The sequence below is a fragment of the Bartonella sp. AP57NXGY genome, assembly GCF_042195805.1.
Lineage (GTDB): Bacteria > Pseudomonadota > Alphaproteobacteria > Rhizobiales > Rhizobiaceae > Bartonella.
This window is the reverse complement of the sequence record NZ_JBHIOZ010000288.1, coordinates 1-1,355: the sequence shown is the minus strand read 5'-3', so window position 1 is coordinate 1,355 and position 1,355 is coordinate 1. Positions and strand designations below refer to the sequence as shown.

Sequence of the window (1,355 nt, the reverse complement as noted above, 5' to 3'; positions counted from 1 at the left end):
AAAGCGCTTCTAAGACAGAGAGACAGCCGCAATTCTTGAGATCAAGCATTTTAATATTAATGAAAGCACTAACATTCCCTTGCAAGTTTGAGGTGTTGTTTTGTCAACAATCTTGTTAGCATGGATTGATTCTATGATCATGCGATATCAGCACAATTGCTCTTTATAAACAGCATAATGATACGCGCCATTTTACTCACACTTCTTTATAAGCCTTGCGTTATAGGCTTGTGGGGAAAAGATAAAGGAGAATCCTGTTGAATATAGCAATTATTTTGGGGTCTGTGCGTCAACCTTCCTTAACAAGAACTTTAGCCAATTATTTAGCGGATTGCCTCATAAAGCGGGGTGCATCACTTCAGTGGGTTGATTTGCGTGAACAGCCCTTGCCGATGACAGATCCAGATTATCATCAGCAGGTAGAGGCTAATCCAAGTGCTGCGGTCCGTGAGTTTGTAAAAACCATTGCAGCGGCTGATGGCGTTATTCTAGCAAGCCCCGTTTATCAAGGGTCTTATTCGGGTGTTTTAAAAAATGCTCTTGATAATTTGAGCTATAATGCCTTTTTAAATAAACCTGTTGGGCTTATCTCTCATGGGAGTACGGCCAAAAAATGCGCACAACCGTGTGAACATTTAGTGCCGGTGGTACACACGCTTTATGGTTATACACTCCAATGTCAAATCGCCTCTTCCAACGAAGATTTTTCCTCAGATGATGAAGGTCGTACTTGGAAAGTTACAAGTGAAGAGGTACAAACACGTTGTGAAAGACTTGCTGATGAAATGTACACATTTTTAAAGCAAAGAGGTGGGATTTAAAGTAATAAGGGAGGGGGCATGAAAAAAAAGGATGCGCACTATCGTTATTTAGTGGTAGGGGGCACAGGGATGCTAGCCCCTTTGTATCAATCACTAAAGCCGCAAGAAGTGATTATTGCTGCACGCTTTCTTTCCCATAAAGTCCAGCTTGAGGCATTGCACAACAAACAGTTGTGTGTGTCGTTGGATTATGATTGTGCGGCATCAAAGGCGCAATTTTTAGAAGCTGTGAAGCAATGGCATGATCTAAAATATTGCATATTATGGATTCATTCGCCCGCCTATGCATTTTCTTGCGCATTAATTGAGCAGTTGGCTCTTTTGCCTAAACCGCCATGTATTCTTCATATTTTTGGTTCCAACATGCATGATCAAATGATCCTCGAGTGCGCGCGCAAAAACAAGGTTGATTTTATCCCCATTCAATTAGGACAAAAAACAACGCCCAAAGGTTTACGATGGCTGACCCATAAGGAGATAAGCCAACAGGTACTGGATGCCATAAAAAACCATATGAATAAACAAAACTTATGA

Annotated in this window: 2 protein-coding genes; both read left to right on the top strand. The window is 41.2% G+C overall.

All coding sequences use genetic code 11. The annotated features are described in order from the left end of the window. Positions 1-257: 257 nt before the first annotated feature. Positions 258-821, top strand: a complete 564-nt coding sequence (locus ACFIL8_RS10360) for an NADPH-dependent FMN reductase (RefSeq protein ID WP_273790873.1) — start codon at positions 258-260, stop codon at positions 819-821. An 18-nt stretch (positions 822-839) separates the two neighbouring features. Beyond that, the gene (locus ACFIL8_RS10355) at positions 840-1,355 is read left to right on the top strand and encodes a short-chain dehydrogenase (protein ID WP_375637680.1); all 516 of its coding nucleotides are present in this window, start codon (positions 840-842) and stop codon (positions 1,353-1,355) included.